Below are 17,759 nucleotides of genomic sequence, written 5' to 3' on the forward strand. Positions count from 1 at the left end.
TGCTGGATACGTGGCCCACGTACAGCTTACCGCGCAGACTTGCGGCAGTGAAGGACGGGCCGCGTATCACCAGCCTTTCCGCCGCTTGGCCATCGCCTTCTTCAGGGCGCGGTCGATGCGGTCGATCGTTTTGTGCGACGCGGTGTAGCTGCCGCTTTCGATGCGGGAGATGGTTTCTTGCCGCGTGCCGGCCAGGCTGGCCAAGTCTTGTTGCGTCAGCCCCGCAGCGCGACGGTCGCGAATGACGTCGCGGGCCAGCGAAACACGCGCATACTCGACCGCCGGAAACCGCCCCTGCTTGTCCGGTTTCGGCAAGGGCGGCAAGCCGTCGTCGGTGATGGGCACCGATTCGCTCGCCTTGGCGCACAGCCGATCGTATTCCGCTTCCGGCAACAAAACGAACCGCTGGCCCGCCACTTCAATTCGCTGCAACGCAATCACGTTTCACCCTCGTCATAGAATCGGTCGCGATGCCCGACGCGCTCCACACCAGTTGCTGCGCCTCGACGCGAAACTGTAGGCGATAGTCGCCCGTCCGCAGCCGATAATGACCAGCCAGGTTGCCCCGCAACGGTTTCGCTCCGCTGACATCTGGCCAATCGGCCAGCCGCGCCAGCAACTCGACCATCCGCGACTTGATCGGCTTGGGCAAATCGCCCAACGCTTTCGCGGCGTCTTGCTCGAGCAGTACGTTGGGTATGATTTTTCTATGATAGCATTATGCGTATTCCAGTCAATCTTCGTCGGGGACCTGCGGGGCCATGTCAACGGTTCGCCCAGATGCTACAATCGTCCCCATGCCCGCCGTTCACGCTCTCGACTACCTGGCCGAAAAAACGCATCCGCCGGCGCCCGCGCTGTGCGTCTTGTTCGGCGATGAACCGTTCTTGAAGGGGCTGCTGCTGGCCGAGTTGCGCAAGACCGTGCTCGGCGACGGCGAAGCCGAGTTCGCGCTCACGCGCTTCGACGGCCGCAGCGCCGATTGGCGGACGGTCTCGGACGAGCTGCTCACCGTCGGACTGTTTGGCGGCGGCCGCAGGCTGGTGGTCGTCGACGATGCCGACGATTTCGTTTCGGAACACCGCGGCCACTTGGAAGACTACGCTGCCCGGCCCAGCCGCACCGGCACGCTCGTGCTGGTGGTGCCGTCGTGGCCGGGCAATACGCGGCTGGCGAAACACACGGCGGCCAGCGGCTTGGCGGTGGAGTGCAAGTCGCCGCCCCAAGCCCGGCTGGTCAAGTGGCTCGCCACGCTGGCCCGCGACCGGCACGCGGCGAAACTCGAACGCGAGGCCGCCGAGTCGCTGGTCGAGATCATCGGCCCCGAACTGGGCCTGATCGACCAGGAGCTGGCCAAGCTGGCCGCCGCCGCCAACGGCCAGCCGATCGCCGCCGATCTGGTGCAGCAGCTTGTGGGCGGCTGGCGCGCCAAGACGGCCTGGGACATGCTCGATGCCGCCGTCGAAGGCCGCACCCGCCAGGCGCTGGTCGAGCTTGACCGCCTGCTGCTGGCCGGCGAAAACCCGATTGCCATCATGGGCCAGATTGCCGCGACCTTGCGTCGTTTCGCCGCCGCCACCCGCACCATCGAACAGACCGAAGCTTCCGGCGGGCGGCCGAACCTGCGGCAGGCACTGGAGCTGGCGGGCTTCAAATCGTTCGTGATCCAGAAAAGCGAGGCCCAGCTTCGCCGCATGGGCCGCCAACGCACGGGCCAGCTTTATCGCTGGCTGCTGGAAGCCGACCTGGCGCTCAAAGGCACCAGCTCCGCGCCCGCCCGTGCCCGTACCGTGCTGGAGCAGCTCGTCGTCCGCCTCGGAGCGGGCGCGTAGGGTGGGACCAGCGAGCTTGCGAGCGCCGGCCCACCATCACAGGGTTCAGGGTTCAAAAATACTTGAATTGACGTTTGCCTGACGCCTGACGCCTTTCCAACGGTGGGCCGGCGCTCGCAAGCTCGCTGGTCCCGCCCTACCCCTGACGCCTGATGCCTGCCCTCGATGTCTGACGCAACTCCGCAATTCGCCGTCTCCGTTCGCGATCAAAACCGCCGCGCGTGGGATGCGCTGGTCCGCAAGAAGCAATGTTTCACGACCCCGGCGCCCGACGACGACCTGCGTGATCCGCTGGGCACCGCCGACGCGCTGGGCTGGCTGGGCGGCAGCGTTGCGGGCAAACGGCTCTTGTGCCTGGCCAGCGGCGGTGGACGCCAAAGCGCACTCTATGCCAGCGCAGGGGCCGAGGTGACGGTGGTCGACCTCAGCCCCGAGATGTTGGCTCTCGACCGTCAGGTGGCCGCCGAGCGCGGGCTGAACATCCGGGTGATTGAAGCGTCGATGGACGATCTCAACGCGCTGGCCGACGCGAGCTTCGAGATTGTGTTGCAGCCGGTAAGCACCTGCTATTTGCCCGACGTGCGGGCCGTGTATCGCGAGGTGGCCCGTGTGACGGCTCCCGGCGGGCTGTATCTCAGCCAACACAAGCAGCCAACGAGCTTGCAAGCCGCCGTCGGGCCTTCGGCGAACGGCTATGAAGTGATCGAACCGTATTATCGGTGCGGTCCCTTGCCGCCGGTCGTCGGCAGCCGGCACCGCGAAGAAGGGACGGTCGAATTTCTTCACCGCTGGGAGGATTTGATCGGCGGCCTCTGTCGCTGCGGCTTTGTGATCGAAGACCTGGTCGAGCCGTTGCTGGCGAAGCCCGACGCCGCCGTCGGCACCTTCGCTCACCGTTGCGGCTACCTTCCGCCTTACGTGCGCATCAAGGCCCGCCGCCTGGGCGTGCAAAGCAGTGAGCCGCGGATTTGGCTGCCGGGATAAGGTCGCGTAGGCTGGAAAGCATGGCACGCAGGTCTCGCACGACGACGGTCTGGCGGTCACGATTGAGACGGTCGCAACAGTGACTCAAGTCAGTCCAGGGTTGCACGACGCCTTCCTGGTAGACGTTCGCCGCCGCCACGTAAGCCGCCTGCAGGTCGCTGGCCAGTGCCATTCGCCGCACTCGAAGTGAGTCATCGAGCAACTCGATGCGGTCAGTAACGCGGCACTCGCCTGCCGCGTCGAACTCGAAGCGGCGCGTGTGCCGGACGGGACATACGCGGCGCGCCGTAATCAGCCTCCGCTGCAGCAGCCGCCGGACCGGCGTTCGCCACCAGCGGCCCACAAGGCACATCACGAGATGAAAGGCCGCCTGTTTCAGCGGCGTAGCCGTCTCGTGCCGCACCCAGTGCAGGTTGCCCGACACCTCCAGCACGCCCGATTCGCTCCAATGTACGTCGCGGCTCCGATCGTGCGACTGCGATACCGCCTGGCGGCCATCCGTGGTCTCGATAATGAGTCCCGCATCGGTAAACGGAGAGTCGGAACCCGCGAACCGCTTGAACACCCCCAGACGCGCCGCGGACACGACGGTGTAAGACTTCCCGGCGCGGTGGACCAGCATTCCCGCGTGCGGCAGGAATCGGACGAGTGGCCGCTCGGCCGCCGGCTGCGGCGGAGGCCGCTCCGCGGACCAATCGAGGTAGGCTTCCATCAGGTTGGCCAGCCGATGGGCATACATCCGGTCGTCGTCGAAGGAGGCGGTTTTACCTTTGGCCAACGATTCCAAAAAAGCGTCAGCCAGGTCGGCGGCGGCCGGGTCCCGCCCGGCCAGCAGCTCGAAACCGTGCGGATAAAAATGGTACGTGCCGCGGCTGCCGTATTCGCCGCCGTAACTGCCGTCGGGATGAAGAAACAGCCGAGCGAAGGCGACGGCTCTGTGCAGCGGCTCATCGAGCCGCTCATCGCCCGTCATCCGCCGCAACTTGGCCAAGGCGTCGATGGTAACGGTCTGATAGCCCGGATCGGCGCCGCCATACTCCTCGAACCAGCCTTCGGAAGACTGCCACGACAACAGCCGGTTCACGCGGTCGTCGGCGGCAGCCGAAAACGTCCGGTCGCCCGTGATTTCGGCCAGCCGGGCGAGTCCCAGCGCGGCCAGCGCGTGGTGGTTGGCCAACCGGCCCGTTTCGTCGTGGTTGGCCACCCATTCGGCCCGCCGCTCGAGCCAGGCCACGATTTCTGCATCGTCGAGTTCCAAGAGTTGATATGCCCGCGCGGCGGCCTGCAGAGAGAAGACCGCCGCCCCAAGCGCCCGCTCGAAGGGATAATAATCGTCGCAGGAGCCGTCGGCGTGCGACGACCGGGCGGCGAACCGCAGTGCGGCGATGGCCCATTCTCTTAGTTGCGGCTCCGCGTGCCAGCGGTTGCCTGGCAACCGGGTGGTGTAGATCAGAGCCAGCGGCAGGACCGCTTCTTGATACATTTCGCTGGGGAAGCTGGCGGTGCGATAGTGCCAAAACTGGCGGTCGAAGCAGCCGTAGCTGGCGTGCAACGGATTGCGATCGATCGCGCCCAGCAAGCGCGGCACGTGCGCCAGCGCCGCCTGAGCGTAGCGCAGCCGCGCGTCAAGGTCGCGCCGGAAAGGGAATTGCAAATTGCAAATTGCGAATTGCAAATTGCAAATGGATGGTGCAGTCAACGTGCGTTCCTTGTTCTCAATCGTAAGGTGGGACAAGCGAGCTTGCGAGCGCCGGCCCACCGAAAGCGACCTCCATCACGGTGGGCCAGCGCTCGCAAGCTCGCTTGTCCCACCTTACGGTTCCCAACGCCTAACGCCCAACACCTCTTACTACCTCCGGTAATGCGCCACGATCACCTCGGCCAGCAAGCCGATCATGCACGTCATAAACCCGGCCACGAACACCACGATGTCCGATTCCTGCATGCTGCCGGTGCTCCACCAATCGAAGGCGGTTTTCGCCGTGCCCAGCGCCATCAGCAGGCCCGACAGCGGCAAAAACACTTTCAGCGGCCGGAAGTAGAGCACGATCCGCAGTACCGTGCTCAAATACGCCAGCGTGTCTTTGATCGGGTGAAACTTGCTGCGGCCGATGCGCGGCCGGTACGCGGTAGGCACATACTTCACGGCGTAGCCATTGGTAAGAAAGGCCAGCGTCATTGTGGTGACGCAGCTAAAACCATCCGGCACGACCCACAACCAGGGCAGCATCGCCTCGCGCTTGAACGCCTTGAGCCCGGTGTTCAGGTCGGGGATTTTATGGCCGGTCAGATACGACGCGAGCTGGCGGATAAACCACTTCGTCGGCTTGCGCAGCCAAGGGAGCGTTCCTTGCTCGCTGGTCCGGGCACCGTTCACCTGATCGTAGGCGGGAAACCACCGCAGCAAGGCCGGTATGGCATCGGCCGGGTAGGAGCCGTCGGCGTCGAGCATGACCACGATTTCACCCCGGGCCTGGCGAATGCCCACCTTGCGGGCAGCCCCGGCGCCGCGGTTTTCGAGGCAGCGGACCACGCGCACCGGGCATTGCCAGCAGTCGGCGGCGAACCGCTCGGCCCGTTCGGCGGTGCGATCGGTCGAAGCGTCGTCGACCACCACGATTTCATAGCATAGCGGCTCATCGGCCAGCGTCTCGACAATTTCGCCGAGCACCCGTTCGACGGCCTGTTCTTCGTTGAAGGCGGGCAGCAGCACGGTCAGCTGGACCTGCACCTGCGCCTCGGCCGCCGGTGCAGCCAGCAACTGCGTTTGCCAAGCTTCCATGCCTGGTCTCCGTGGGGTACGCTCTCTGATTGACGTTTCCTGCAACGGCTTATACCACGAGCCTTTGGAATGACCAAAGAGCAGTTTACCGACGGCCATGGCGCCGGCCCCGTTGCCTCGTTAGTTGCCTCTTTAGCTGCCCGGATTCAACTGTAGCACCACCACTGGCGGTGGATGAAAGCTAGCCCAGCCACGAGACGCACGTCGTCGGCTCCGGCTGAAAGGTGAAGCATCCATTGCACTTTGGGCCCCATTAGAACGCGCACTCGCGAGTTTGCACTCGACTCGCCATAGAAGCGGATCGTGAAGAGCGGCATGCGAAACGTCCATGTTGGTCCCGCTTTGAGGACGAGACTGTATCTATTCAGAAGGACGCTTCGCAACCGAATTGTTCCCACGACTTCGCCGTTTTGGAGTATGTCGGAGCGAGGAGGAAAGCGCGTACGTCGACGGATCCGAAGAACTTCTTTCTCGTCATGGTCCAGCAGCACAAAGTCTGGCCTTCGAAAGAGATTGAGGAAAGAGTAGGCACTCCGACACGGTTCCGTTTGGTAATGCCAGCGCATCGTAGCGGCGTCCGGTTCCGACGCTTGGAACCATATCGATCCATGGGCATCCGATGCATAGCTGATTTGAAAGCAGTAGCATACGCCCCGCTCAAAGTCATCGGCAGTTAAAGGTGATGAGTGCATTTGTAATGGCCCACGCATCTTGGTTCTTGGCGGCGGCCGCGGGGGCGGAGGGTCGATTCGAGGCCAAGCCGCGTCGCCAGCCCCTTTAGTTTCGCCTTACCACAGCCGCCAGGCCAGCGCCGCCAGGGCGGTCAATGCGGATAGCAGTAGCAGGTCGAGAATCGTGAATTGCAGCCGCCCGCGCTCGTGCAGCCGGTCTTTCAAGGAACCCAGCAGGCCGCCCACAATCGCACCGTAGCCCGTGAAAGCGAAAATCGACGCCATGACCAGCCCCCACTGGGCCTGAATGCGGGCAAAGCTCTTCTCCAGCACAAAGCAGGCACTGACCGTGGCTCCCAGCACGGCGCCCAGAAGCACGAAGTCGACAATTCTGCGCCCGCGGCCTTGCGGACGGTCGGGGTTGGCGGCCAGATGCTCGTCGAGCAGCCGGGCCGCCTGCTGCCGGTCGCTCATATCGACCAGCACCTGATCGCGTCCGTCGCCGCGCCGGAACGACGACGAAATGCCGTGGGCCAGCAACAAGTCCTGGAACCGCTTGCGCACCTCGCGGTCGTAAAACGAGGCGATCACCAGGCGGTCTTCCGGCTTGAGTCCCTCCGCCAACGGCCCGACGGTCGCTCCGCTGGGCGCGTGCTCCTGAATCGACGCCAGTGCCGAGCGAATTTTGTCCAGGCTCTTCGGCGGCGTGGGAGTTGCTTGCTCTCCCGCCCGCCGTTCGTCTTCCGGACTTGATAAACTCATAGCCGCCTATTCTCCCACCAACGCCAGGGCGGCGTTCATCATGCTATCCGACAGGTACATGGCGGCGGCGACTCGGTTTCTTTTCAGCTCACCAAATCCTTCATCTCTCGCACGGCTTGCTGGAAGCCGACCATCAGGGCCCGCGCGACAATGCTGTGGCCGATGTTCAATTCGCACATGTTTGCGATGCGGGCCACCGGCAGCACGTTGCGATAGGTCAAGCCGTGGCCGGCGTGCAGCGTCAGGCCACACGCGACAATTCGCGCCGCGCCGCGCACCAGCTTGTCGAGCTCGCGCTGCTGCCGCGTGCCGTGGCCGGCCAGGGCAAATTGCCCGGTGTGCAGCTCGACGGCGTCGGCGCCCAGCTCGCGGGCCGCGTCGATCTGCCGCTCGTCGGCGTCGAGGAACAGGCTCACTTCGATGCCGGCGTCGTGCAATCGCTGCACCACGTCGGCCACCTTCGAGCGTTGGGCGAGCACGTCGAGGCCGCCCTCCGTGGTCACCTCTTCACGGCTTTCGGGCACGAGCGTCGCCTGCCGCGGCCGGACGGCGCAGGCGATGCCCACCACCTCGTCGGCGCACGCCATTTCCAGGTTCAGCTTGACCGTCACCGTGTCGCGGAGCAGCCGCAAGTCGCGGTCTTGAATGTGGCGGCGGTCCTCGCGCAGGTGAATGGTAATGCCGTCGGCGCCGCCCAACTCGGCCAAGGCGGCGGCCCAGACCGGGTCGGGCTCATAGGTCCGCCGGGCCTGGCGCACGGTCGCCACATGGTCGATGTTGACGCCAAGATTTGCCATAAACGTTCGTCCTCCGCTTGTGAAAGCGGCAAAAAGCCGAGATTATATCGCCTGACCTGGTAGCTCACGCAAAAGGAATCCCGGCGCGCCGGGACTCGCCGCCTCTCAATTATTATACAAATTCATGGACACCGCGCGTTGGTTGACGCTGATTGCCTTGTCGATCTTGCTGGCGGAAGGGTTCGCGCTGAGCGTCTTTCCTCGCCAGTTCAAGGAGTTGCTCTCCGAGGCCGATCCCCGGCTGCTTCAGGCGGCCGGCCTGGCCGAGACCGTGGTGGCCGCGGCGCTGATGGCGGGGATTATGATGCAATAAGGGGCGATGGCTGCCCCAAACGCGTCTGAACCCTGAACCCTGAACCCTGAACCCTGAACCCTCTCTCATGCCCGCCTCTCGTGCCAGCGTCAACGCCTTGGGAAAACTGCTCTCCGCCGCGGCTGAGCCGTTTTACGTCGTCGCGGCCGACCGGCGGATCGTGTTCCTCAACGATGCCTGCGCGTCGTGGCTCGGCATCGAGGCCAACGAACTCGTCGGACAGCAATGCCAGTACGGCACCGCGGCCGAGGGTCCGGCAGCGTCCGCCGTCGCCGCCGCACTTTGCCCGCCGCCCGAGGTCTTTGCCGGCGGACGGACCACGGCGCAGGTGGTCTTGCCTTCGACGTCGCCAGGCGCAGCGCGGGAAATCGAGTTCGTTCCACTTCAGGCGTCTGACGGTGCATGGCTGGTGTTGGCGACCGTCCGTCCCGGCGGCGCGGCGGTCGACGACGAGGCGGGAGCGAGTGCCACGCGGCTGCACGCCCGGCTGCAACAGTATCGCAGAAAGCTGGCGTCGCGGTATCACGTCGACCGGCTGCTTGGCGACAGCCCCGTCATGCAACGAGCACGGGCGCAGGCCAAGTTGGCGGCGGGCAGTGCGGCCAGCGTGTTGATCGTCGGCCCGCCCGGCAGTCACCGCGAGCACTTGGCCCGTGCGATTCACTACGGCGGATCCGGCGCGGCCGGCCCATTGGTGCCGCTGGCCTCGGCGCTGCTCGACGCGGATCTGCTGCAAGCGGCTTTGCGCACCTTGGCCCGCAGCAAGTCGGGCGAACAGCGCCCCGCGACGCTGCTGCTGGGCGATATCGATGCCTTGCCGGAGGCGGCGCAGAACGATTTGTCTCGGTCGTTGTCGGGCGGCCGGTTTGCGGCCCGCATCATCAGCACGTCGCGTTCGACGTTGGGCGAGTTGGCGGGGCGGGGCGTGTTTTGCGCCGACCTGGCCTGCTTGTTGAGCACGCTTTCGATCGAGCTGCCGCCATTGGGCGAGCGTCTCGCCGACCTGCCGCTGCTGGTGCAGTGGTACGTCGAGCAGGCCAATCTGCGGATCGGGAAGCAGGTAGGGGGATGTTTGCCCGAAGTTCACGATCGCCTGGCCGACCATGCCTGGGCCAACGATTTGCAGGAGTTGGAAGAAGTGATCAGCGAGGCGCACCTTCACGCGCAAGGCCCGCTGATCGGCTTGCAAGACCTTCCTCCGCGCCTGGCGCTGGCGGCCCAAGCGAGCGCGCGTCCGGCCAAGTCGGACGAGAAGATCGTGTTGGAAGAGTATCTGGCCAAGGTCGAGCACGAGTTGATCGTGCGGGCACTCAAACGTGCCAAGGGCAACAAGACCAAAGCCGCCCGGCTGTTGGGCATGACACGTCCTCGGTTCTATCGCCGGCTGGTGCAGTTGGGACTGGAGACATAGAGACATGACCGTGCTCGTCGAGAACACGGCGGGCCACCCCCCACCATTGGCCAACTGACAGATTCTGTCAGTTGCTCAGGCGTTCCGGTCGGCTGGAGAACTACGAGACCTGGCTGGTGTTTTCCGTGGTCTTTATTCCCATCGCGCCGCTGGGCAAGAAGCAGATCCTGAATCATTGCCCGCGTTGCGCGCGCCACAACGCCGTCCCGTTCTCGAAATGGCAGCAGGCGCAAAAAGAGGCGGTGGAGACGGCCGCCGCCGAACTGGCGGGCAACTCGCACGATCCCGACGCGGCCATCAAGATGCATGCCACCTAACCCCTACGCCGCGCCTTCCAGCGACGGTCTGTGGGTCGAGTCGGATTGGCCAACCTTGCTCGACCTTTTGGAAGCGGCGGTGGTGCTGGCCTTCATCAATGCGGCGCTGGTGGCGTTGCTCTTCCTGGTCGACGACGAGCGATTGTACTTCGCGCTCTATTTTTTTCCGGTGGTGCCGGCACTTTTGGCCGCACATCGCTACCGGCAGCGTCGCCTGCAGAATCCGCCGCTGGCTTTTGCGTTGGTCATCGCGCTGGAACTGACGGCGCTCGGCGCGGCGCCGAACTATTTCGTCGCTGCCGAGTGGGGCGTGTCGGGGCATCCCGCCATCGAAGTTGCCGTGGGCAGCTTGGTCACGCTCGCCTGTTGTTTCTTGGCGCAGAGATCCTCTGCCGGCCGTTGACCCGCCTAGGCAAAGAATTCCGGCACCACTTGCCCGCCATCGACGGGCTTGATCGGCCGGCCGATGGGGCTCATGTATTCCTTGCGGCTGTCGACGCCCAATGCCTGATAAACGGTCTGGATCAGGTCCTTTTCGCTGACCGGCCGGTCTTTGACCGACTCGCCCGCGTCGTCGGTCGCGCCGATCACCTGTCCTCCCCGCACACCTCCGCCCGCCATCACCGCGCTGAAGGCACGGGGAAAATGGTCGCGGCCGGCGCGAGGGTTGATCCGCGGCGTGCGGCCGAACTCGCCCATCCAAATCACCAGCGTCTTGTCGAGCAGGCCGCGCCCGGACAGGTCGGTCAGCAACGCGGCAAACGGTTGGTCGAGTTGTTCGCACAATGATCGCGACCGCGTGAAGTTCTCCAAGTGCGTGTCCCAATTGCCCAACACCGCCTCGACGAACGTCACGCCCGACTCCACCAGCCGCCTCGCCAACAGACAGGCGCTGGAGTAGGCCCCCGACCCATAAGCCGAGCGGACCGCATCCGGCTCGCGCTCCAGATCGAACGCTTCCATTTGCGTGCTCTTGATCATTCGCGAGGCGCTGGCATAAAGCTTTTCGTGCTCGCCTGGCGAGGGCGAGCCGCCCGTGCGGGCGGTTTGCAGGCGCGTCAGCAGGTTCAACCGCCGGTCGAAGTGGCCAAGGTCGGTGGTGGGGCGGGTGTTTTCCGGCAAGCGGCCCGCGGCGGCCACCACAAAGGGATCGTACTGCGTGCCCAAAAACCCGCCGCCGGCCGTCACGAGTCCTTGTCCGATGCGGACAAACGAAGGCAACTCGCATTCGGACCTGGGCAGTTCTTTGGCGACGACCGAGCCCATCGCGGGATACTTGACGCTGGCCATCGGCAGGTACGAGGTATGCATCAGGTAGGTCGCGCGCTGGTGCTCGCCTTCGCGCGTGGTCATCGAGCGAACGACGGCCAGACGATCGGCGACCGTGGCCAGCCGCGGCAAGTTCTCCGCAAACTGCACGCCGGGAATCTTGGTGGCGATGGCCTTGGTCTCACCGCCGTTGGCGTGCCCCGGCTTTGGATCGAAGGTCTCGAACTGGCTCGGTCCACCCTGCATCCAAAGCAGGATGCAGGCCGTTCCCTGCCGCCGCAGCTCGTCGGCACGCAGACTAAGAGCGTCGGTGAAGCCGAGCGCGCCGCCAGCCGCGCCCGCCGCAGACAGCGTGCGCAAGAAGTCGCGCCGACCGACGACGCCACGGCGGTCGACGGCCAACTGAAGATGATGCCGTATCGCGGTTTGCATGAGTCGGCTCCTAATTGCGGTACAAGAATTCCTCGCTGTTGATCAGCGACCAAAAAATGTCTTCGAACGCCTCGGCACGATTGCCGCTGGTCTTCACGTGCTCGCCACAGACTGCCAATTCCGCGTCGCTTGGCTCACGGGCCAGACAGCGCAGATACAACTCGACGGCAACCGCCTCGTCGTCTTCCGTGTTGGCCAAAAGTTTCGCCAGCACGCTCTCGCCTTGGCGTGCCGAAAAACGCTGGTTGACCAACGGCGAGTTCATCATCATCAGCGCCTGGGGGATTGTGCTGGCGATTTCGTCTCGCCGCACGCTCGGATCGTAGCCAAACTGCTGGGCGAACTGGAACCGCGGCCCGCCGCGAAAACCGGGACCTGGCCGGGGAGCGTTCTGCGGCCCGCGGTCGAAAGAGGCGCCCACGGCCAGCGACAACGCATCGAAAAGCTGGTCGGCCCGCAGCCGATAGCTCACGTTCGCGGTAAACGGCACTTGGTCTGGCAGCCGCCTCGACCGGCTCTCGCGCTGGTAGCACTGGCTCGTAACGATGGTCTCGATCAGCCACTTCACATCGTAGTTGTGGGCCACGAATTGCTGGCAGAGATAATCGAGTGTCTGCGGCGCCGACGAATGCCGGTCGGGTCCGATGTCGTCGATCGGATCATAAAAGCCCTCACCGACCAATTCGGCCCAGATGCGGTTCACGAACGCTTTGGCAAACCAAGGGTTGTCGGGCGAGGTCAGCCAATCCGCCAGCGAAGTGCGCCGTTCGCTGTCGGTCACGCCCGTCGCCAGCCGCTGGCCGGTGGCGAAGAAGACCGGCGTCATGGCTGTGCCCTGGCTGCTGGGATCCTTCAGGTCGGGCATGTAGTGTTCCAGCGAGCCCCGGCCGGTCATCATGCCGGGGCGGCGCATTTGCGGACCGAAATCGAGCGAGGCGATCGCGAAGCTGGGCGGCATTCCCTGCCGGCGCCGCAGCGACGCGCGTGGGAAGAAGGCCGCGAACTCATGGAACTGCTGCCGTTTCCAGCGGTCAGTCGGATGGTCGTGACACTGGGCACATTGAATCTGAATGCCCAGGAAGATGCGCGAGACCTCCGAGGCGACCTCGACCGGCTCAGCCAAATGGGCCATAAACAGGCCCGTTTCGCCTTTTTCGAAGACTTCGCCTTGGGCCACGATGAACGACCGTGCGATCTCATTCCAGCGAGGCTGATTGTTGAACTGCTCGACGAGGTAGCTCTCCAGCGATCGCAAGGCAAACAGGGCCTGATCGGCCGAGCGGCGGTAGAGGATGACGTCGCGCCAATAGCGGCCCCAGTTGCGGCCGAACCGCTCGTCAGCCAGGAGCCGCGTGATCGCCGCGGGTCTTTTCGTGGGCGACGAGTCGAGGCAGAAGGCCGTAACCTCGCCCGGCAGGGGTGGTTCGCCGACAAGGTCGAGATAGACGCGCCTCAAAAAATCCTGGTCGGTCGTCAGCGGTGCCGGCGAATCACCAGCGGGCAAGTCGGCAAAGACTTCCTCGGTCAGCAGTCGGTCGATTTCCGAAGCTGCCGCCGGGGCTGATGCCGACGGTTCATCGGCCGATGCCGGATTCGACGTAAACGCCGCCCACATAAGGCATTGGGCTGCGACCGCTGTCCGCAAGGCTTTGGCAATCATGCGACTTGGACCTTGGAAACGAGTGCAAGTTGTTTGGACATCAGATCAAACCCGGCTGCGGCGGAAAAGTTTCGGTAGCCCGCTTGCTCCGCAGGCGGAACGCGGCCGAGAATGAGACGTTTTGCCGCGAGGAAACGCGGTGGCTGGGGCAGAGCTTGGCCGGATAGCGGCTGGCGCCGTTCAATTGCGTGGCGGCCAAGCGATGCCCCGGTGGTGCTGCTACCGGGGCATCGCTTGGCCGCAGGGCGTCTTGGCAAGTCCAGCCCCGCCCGACCAAGCTCTGCCCCAGCCACCGCCCATGTCTGATTCTCGGCCGCGTGACGTATTAATCACCCTCGGGCTCGAAAAACATCACGTGTTGCCAAGGGAGCTTTTCATACTCGTCGACCAGGCGAAAACCGTTAGGCGGAATTTCCTTCATGATCTGCTCCCTGCTCATCTTATGCTCCAGCTTGATCGGCACGCTCGGATCCTCGAGCCGGAACTCGACCAGCGCCAGCCGGCCGCGCGGCTTCAGCGCCTTGCGCATCGCCACAAGCATCTGTTCCGGGTGCGAGAACTCATGGTAGACGTCGACCAGCAGAATCAAATCCACCTCGCCTTCGGGCAGCTTCGGATCGACGACCGAGCTTTGGATGCGCTCGATATTGTTCAGCCCGTGCTCCTTGGCCCGCAGCTCGAGCAGGTGCAGCATCTCCGGCTGAATATCGACGGCCAGCACGCGCCCGGCCTTGCCGACGAGCTTGGCCATCTTCAACGTGTAAAAGCCGTTGCCGCAACCCATATCACAGACCGTTTCGCCCGGCTGGAGCTTGATCGCCTTGAGCAGCGTGCGGCAATGCTCTTCTTTCTCGCGCGATTCGCGAATCAGCCAATCGGCGCCGTGATAGGTCATGGTGGGCGCGATCGTGCGGCCCTTATATTCCGTCAGCGGCGGTGGGACGGCGGCGGTCTGGCCGGATGCCGGCTCGGCCGCGGTCGTAGTGCCGAAGGCGAAAGCGGCCAATGCCGCAATCACCAGCAGCGTGCCTGCGACGCGGTCGCGAACAGCATTTGAGGCAAGGTTTCGAGGCAACACTCGCATGGCAGCCAAGGCAAAAACGTGGAGAGACCGAATCGTTTCAGTATAGCCGGCGTGTGGTCAAAAAACTCTGACGATGGCGAAGCCGGTGGCAAATCAGGACTTGGCGGCGGTCGGTCGTAAAGCTTCGCCGAACCCGTTCCCATTTCACACTAACCCGAAGCGCAAGCGAGGTTTTGTCGCCTTTTTCACGTTCCTCGCTAGCGCTTCGGGTTGGTGTACGGCACCTGCGTACCGGGTTCGGCGAAGCTTTACGGTCGGTCGGCGAAGATTTCGTCGGCACGCGGAGTGCTGGCGGGCGGCGTCGGGGCGGTTTTCCGCGGTGTGCGCGCGCCGGGAGCGCAGCTTGCCGGGGGGAAGCCTTGGTGGTTGGCGGGGGCGCGGGCGAGAAGAATCAGGCGGCGCGGCGATGGTAGTAGTTCAACAGGCCGCCCAGCCGCTCGCGGCACTCGACGTCGCCCGTCGCCTGGCCGACCTCGGACCCCGGCTCGATGATCTTGTTCTCGAGCCCTTGATGGTTTCGCTCGCTGTGATAGTGGATTACGAACTCTCTTGTGGCATTTCGCAACGACTTCTCGGGGGTGCCGCTCATGCCCGAGGTCCGACAGATCCAAGACGCGGACTTGCTGCGGCAGATTTTGACCAGCATCAACATGCCGACACTCCGGAAGCCGTGCGGCAAGTGTGGGCGAAGCGCTAATGCCATGCTCGACACACGAGCCACCGCGCGGCGCAAGCGCGCGACCAAAGCAAGCCAGCGCGTTGAGCGAAGTGTCGGCGTCGAACGCCAGCCGCTCGAGAACCGGTCGCAACTGCGCGGGAATCGCTCCGCGCTGGTCTCGGGGCCACCGCGCGGCCCAGCCTTGGTCGGGCCCCAGGCTGCGGGGCGCAGCGGAAGCGGGCCAACCGCGCGCCGTCGCCGGATCGCTCACCACGTTTGCTTGGGCCCCGTTCGCGCGCGTAAACGAGAGGTCTCTTGCTTCGGTCCTCGTCCGTCAGCGGCACATCGATGTCTTGGGGCGCCTCCAGCGCGTGCCGCACGCCGCGGGCGGCGCGCGCCTGAACAAAAGCGCCGCGCGCGCGGCGCTTTTGTTTAGGCGCCGTCGCGGGCGCCCGTGCGGCGCCTCTCCGCATGTCGACGTAAATGATTTTGCTGCATCGCTTTGCGACGTTTCGACATCGGCACTCTTGACGTCGCTCGGCCGCCTGCCGCCCGCCGTCAATCGTCCGCCTACGTCGTTCCGACCGTAGGGCTGGCTTGGAGGGTTCTCGTGTCGGCCACGCCGGCAGCATGCCGACTATGCTCAAGCTTGGCGAAGCCGTGCCGAAAACCGAAGTCGCGACGATCCCAAGGGCATTCGTGATGCGTGCGGGAGGTGCCGTAGCGCGTCGGGCATACGTTGGAGTCAATAATTGGAATCGCGGTAGGGACGGCCCTCGCGGGCCCCCCCGCACAGACCCGTACGTGAAGAATTACCTCATACGGTACTTGCCTTGAGTCGAGCGCAAAATCGTTGGCAACTTCGCGCACGCCGGCCAGTCCACATGACTTGCCTATCCGGTACGGAGTCCGGTGCAAGGTATCCTGTTCGGCGTTCCTCTCGGCTGGATCCCTTCCCTCGTTCGACTCCGCGGGTGCTATAGTGCCAGAGTTGTTCGTCGTTGTTGCAGGTACTACGGACCCATGTGACGTCCCATCGGCGTGCATGTTCGCCGTGCCGTCGGAGACGTTCGCGAACCGTTCCGATTCATTGGAGAGCCACCTGAGAACGAACGCCGCGGAACTTTTGCTTACCTCACTGCTCGTAAGAATACGGCGAACTTCACCGCTGTCAATATGGCGGCAAGAGGCGTCGGAAGCCATGACCTAAAACAAGTGATGCGAAAAACGCATTTCTTGGCAGTACGCCGTAGATGGGCAAGCGGGGCGGCGGCGCGCAGGAGCCGGTCGTGCGCGCTTCGCATAAGGCCACGGCCAATCGCTCCATCCATGCCACCGTGCGCGGCCATTCCGTGAATCGAGCGAGCCAATCTGCTGGAATGCCTTCCTTCCCGGCGGCACTGCCGACGATCCCGCCGGTGATGGCCGCGGTCGTGTCGGCATCCCCGCCGCAACAAATCACGGCGGTCACGGCCGCACGAAAATTGCCGGGGTTTGCAAGCCAGGCATGCAGCACGACCGGCACTGTGTGGTAGATATAGCCGGAAACGCCGCGCTCAAGTCCCAGCGACGCCGCGAACGACTCTGTGGATGCGCCCGCGGCCACGCTCTCGGCTACCTTATGGATTAGTTCGTGCATTTCGTCCGCGCCGGGCTCGTCCAACACCCGCCGCAATTCGCTGGCAAAACCGTGGGGCTCGACCCGCGATGTTTGGCTGGCTGCACGCGCCGCCAATGCGACAGCCATTGCGCCCCATTCGGCTTTGGGATCCGTGTGCGTGACGCGCGTCGAAAGGCGTACGAAGCGCCTCAGCTCTTCAACATCGCCGATTGCTGCGCCAAGCAAGGGGCTCCGCATCGCAGGGCCATTGCCGGCGGAAAAAACGCCGCTGCGGTACGGCGGCACGCCCAAGCATAGGCGAACCGATGCCTTGAGCGTCGCCAACCCAATACCGGCAGGCGCACCCAGTAGCCATTTCCTGAGCCGCCGGCCCAGCTCATTCGCGAAGCGGTCGGCATCGTCGCCCGCAGCAATCAGCGCCTGGGCCACCATGCAGGCATGCTCCGTATCGTCGGAAACCAGTCCGCAGTTCGGGAGCAGTCGGTATTGTGTCGGCGCACCGTGTGTTTTACCGAGTTCCCCTATGGGAACCGTCGTCACGGACTGCTCATCGCTCCTTCGCCAGAACGCCAGGACTGCCGCAAGCAACCCAGTGGCAACGAGCAGGGCTTTCAAGCTGAACTGCAACCGTCGGTTCATGATCTGAGCTTAACAGCCAGATCACCGCACCTACAACAGGGCGCGGCCGCAGCAGGCGGTTGGTGTGGCCCCGATTCGTATTAAACAAAAAAACAAAATGCCCTGGTGCCCGAAGGCAACCAGCCCGGAAAAGCTGTCAGCAACTGTTCTCATGGGTGGCCGGCTCCTTTCTTGGTCGGCCGCGGGGACGGATGGTCAATTCTAAGCGCGAGTCGTCGGATCGTGCGTTCATTCCACCGCCCGCTTCCCTAGCCTGGATTCCCATAGTGCCGTATTCACCTAAGAGTCGGCCCCCCCCGATCCAACGGGGCCGGGGGGACCTTAGTCGATCGCTTTACACCATAGCGGCGCTTCAACCGAATTGAAATCGCAGGCGCTTGTTGCCGAGCCACGGAATGCGAGTGTCGGTCTTGTCAAAGCCAGCCGCGATCAAGAGCGGATGGTGCGCGCGTTTCTGAAACTGCACCACGATCGACCGCTCGTCGATGTGCAACGTCGCAGTCGCATCGATGAAGTCTCGAAACAAG

At 64.2% G+C, this 17,759-nt stretch carries 17 protein-coding genes; 6 read left to right on the top strand and 11 right to left on the bottom strand.

Features of this window, described 5'->3' with window-relative positions:
• Window positions 1-66: 66 nt before the first annotated feature.
• Together VNH11_13490 and VNH11_13495 are read right to left on the bottom strand one after the other, a co-directional pair.
• Window positions 67-441 (bottom strand): helix-turn-helix transcriptional regulator, encoded by a 375-nt coding sequence (locus VNH11_13490; GenBank protein ID HVA47377.1) that lies wholly within the window; start codon window positions 439-441, stop codon window positions 67-69.
• Entirely contained in the window at window positions 419-661 is a 243-nt protein-coding gene (locus tag VNH11_13495) for a hypothetical protein (protein HVA47378.1), read from the bottom strand. The genes VNH11_13490 and VNH11_13495 overlap by 23 nt, the downstream gene beginning before the upstream one ends.
• A gap of 136 nt (window positions 662-797) precedes the next feature.
• Between VNH11_13495 and holA the strand changes: the two genes are divergently transcribed.
• Both holA and VNH11_13505 read left to right on the top strand, forming a co-directional pair.
• A complete protein-coding gene (holA, locus tag VNH11_13500) occupies window positions 798-1,832 on the top strand; it encodes a DNA polymerase III subunit delta (GenBank protein HVA47379.1) in 1,035 nt (344 codons plus the stop codon).
• Window positions 1,833-1,997: 165 nt separating this feature from the next.
• A complete protein-coding gene (locus VNH11_13505; GenBank protein ID HVA47380.1) occupies window positions 1,998-2,816 on the top strand; it encodes a class I SAM-dependent methyltransferase in 819 nt (272 codons plus the stop codon).
• Here the strand turns inward: VNH11_13505 and VNH11_13510 are convergent.
• The 4 genes from VNH11_13510 to VNH11_13525 all read right to left on the bottom strand — a co-directional run bounded on the left by VNH11_13510 (window position 2,758) and on the right by VNH11_13525 (window position 7,828).
• A complete protein-coding gene (locus VNH11_13510; GenBank protein HVA47381.1) occupies window positions 2,758-4,515 on the bottom strand; it encodes a hypothetical protein in 1,758 nt (585 codons plus the stop codon). The two genes, VNH11_13505 and VNH11_13510, sit on opposite strands and share 59 nt — an antisense overlap.
• A 150-nt stretch (window positions 4,516-4,665) precedes the next feature.
• Complete coding sequence (locus VNH11_13515) at window positions 4,666-5,598, bottom strand: glycosyltransferase family 2 protein (GenBank protein ID HVA47382.1); 933 nt, start codon at window positions 5,596-5,598, stop codon at window positions 4,666-4,668.
• Between the two features lie 788 nt (window positions 5,599-6,386).
• Window positions 6,387-7,031 (bottom strand): hypothetical protein, encoded by a 645-nt coding sequence (locus VNH11_13520; protein ID HVA47383.1) that lies wholly within the window; start codon window positions 7,029-7,031, stop codon window positions 6,387-6,389.
• Window positions 7,032-7,114: 83 nt separating this feature from the next.
• Window positions 7,115-7,828 carry a pyridoxine 5'-phosphate synthase gene (locus VNH11_13525; protein ID HVA47384.1) on the bottom strand — a complete coding sequence of 238 codons (714 nt, stop codon included), beginning with the start codon at window positions 7,826-7,828 and terminating at the stop codon, window positions 7,115-7,117.
• 124 nt (window positions 7,829-7,952) lie between these two features.
• On the opposite strand from VNH11_13525, the gene VNH11_13530 reads away from it, so the two are divergent.
• The 4 genes from VNH11_13530 (at window position 7,953) to VNH11_13545 (ending at window position 10,272) form a co-directional block, all read left to right on the top strand.
• Window positions 7,953-8,141 carry a hypothetical protein gene (locus tag VNH11_13530; GenBank protein HVA47385.1) on the top strand — a complete coding sequence of 63 codons (189 nt, stop codon included), beginning with the start codon at window positions 7,953-7,955 and terminating at the stop codon, window positions 8,139-8,141.
• Between the two features lie 67 nt (window positions 8,142-8,208).
• Window positions 8,209-9,552, top strand: coding sequence for a helix-turn-helix domain-containing protein (locus VNH11_13535; GenBank protein HVA47386.1), 1,344 nt, complete (start codon window positions 8,209-8,211; stop codon window positions 9,550-9,552).
• Window positions 9,553-9,623: 71 nt separating this feature from the next.
• Window positions 9,624-9,869, top strand: coding sequence for a hypothetical protein (locus tag VNH11_13540; protein HVA47387.1), 246 nt, complete (start codon window positions 9,624-9,626; stop codon window positions 9,867-9,869).
• Window positions 9,859-10,272 carry a hypothetical protein gene (locus tag VNH11_13545; GenBank protein HVA47388.1) on the top strand — a complete coding sequence of 138 codons (414 nt, stop codon included), beginning with the start codon at window positions 9,859-9,861 and terminating at the stop codon, window positions 10,270-10,272. The genes VNH11_13540 and VNH11_13545 overlap by 11 nt, the downstream gene beginning before the upstream one ends.
• A gap of 5 nt (window positions 10,273-10,277) precedes the next feature.
• On the opposite strand, the gene VNH11_13550 is transcribed toward VNH11_13545, so the two are convergent.
• From VNH11_13550 to VNH11_13570, 5 genes are all read right to left on the bottom strand, one after another.
• Window positions 10,278-11,570 carry a DUF1501 domain-containing protein gene (locus tag VNH11_13550; protein ID HVA47389.1) on the bottom strand — a complete coding sequence of 431 codons (1,293 nt, stop codon included), beginning with the start codon at window positions 11,568-11,570 and terminating at the stop codon, window positions 10,278-10,280.
• 10 nt (window positions 11,571-11,580) lie between these two features.
• Window positions 11,581-13,230: a DUF1553 domain-containing protein gene (locus tag VNH11_13555; GenBank protein HVA47390.1), complete on the bottom strand. Its 1,650-nt coding sequence runs from the start codon at window positions 13,228-13,230 to the stop codon at window positions 11,581-11,583.
• A gap of 325 nt (window positions 13,231-13,555) precedes the next feature.
• Window positions 13,556-14,314, bottom strand: coding sequence for a class I SAM-dependent methyltransferase (locus VNH11_13560; protein ID HVA47391.1), 759 nt, complete (start codon window positions 14,312-14,314; stop codon window positions 13,556-13,558).
• Window positions 14,315-14,705: 391 nt separating this feature from the next.
• Window positions 14,706-14,903, bottom strand: coding sequence for a hypothetical protein (locus tag VNH11_13565; protein HVA47392.1), 198 nt, complete (start codon window positions 14,901-14,903; stop codon window positions 14,706-14,708).
• A gap of 1,240 nt (window positions 14,904-16,143) precedes the next feature.
• Window positions 16,144-17,220 carry an ADP-ribosylglycohydrolase family protein gene (locus VNH11_13570; GenBank protein HVA47393.1) on the bottom strand — a complete coding sequence of 359 codons (1,077 nt, stop codon included), beginning with the start codon at window positions 17,218-17,220 and terminating at the stop codon, window positions 16,144-16,146.
• Between the last annotated feature and the right edge of the window lie 539 nt (window positions 17,221-17,759).

It is taken from the genome of Pirellulales bacterium (genome assembly GCA_035533075.1).
Lineage (GTDB): Bacteria > Planctomycetota > Planctomycetia > Pirellulales > JAICIG01 > DASSFG01.